Source organism: Proteiniclasticum sediminis (genome assembly GCF_018128025.1).
In the GTDB taxonomy this organism is placed as follows: Bacteria; Bacillota; Clostridia; order Clostridiales; family Clostridiaceae; genus Proteiniclasticum; species Proteiniclasticum sediminis.
Genome location: NZ_JAGSCS010000073.1, coordinates 1 through 626, shown reverse-complemented (window position 1 = coordinate 626; position 626 = coordinate 1). Strand labels below are relative to the sequence as shown.

1 protein-coding gene is annotated in these 626 nt (G+C 54.6%); it reads right to left on the bottom strand.

The features are described 5' to 3' along the window. A partial coding sequence (locus KCG48_RS14585) for a VirB4 family type IV secretion system protein (protein ID WP_408004756.1) occupies nt 1-626 on the bottom strand: 626 nt, incomplete at both ends.

The following is a 626-nucleotide window of genomic DNA, read 5'->3' as shown; positions in this document are numbered from 1 at the left end:
ACCAGGGGGTAATACTCGCCCTCAGGATCGCAGATGGTGATGTCGTCCTGGGTGATGAGAAAGGCATTGGCGATCTCACGCTTGGCAGAAAAGGATTTGCCGCTGCCAGGGGTGCCCAGGATCAGTCCGTTGGGATTCTTCAGGGCTTTCCGGTCCACCATGATCAGGTTGTTAGACAATGAATTAAGCCCGTAATAGAGAGGCTCGCCTTCGCGCTGGAACAGCTCCTGGGTGGTGAAAGGCACAAAGATGGCGGTGCTGGAGGTGGTCAGGCCCCGCTGGATCTCGATCTGATTGTGACCAAGGGGCAGGGATGAGTTAAGACCGGATTCCTGCTGGAAGTCCAGCCGGACCAGCTGACAATTGTATTTCTGGGCAATGCCCTGAGCCTGAAAGATGTTGTTGTCCAGTGTCTGTTTGCCGTCGGCAGTATTCATGATCAGAAAGGTCACCAGGAACATGCGTTCATTGTGGCTCTGCAGATCCTGTAGCAGCTTCTTGGCTTCGCCACCGTAGGTGGCCAGGTCTGACGGGATAATGTCCATGTCATAGCCGGACCGGACGGCCTTCTTCTGTTCTTCGATCTTCATCCGGTCCAGATCGGTGATCTTGCGCTTGATGGTCTT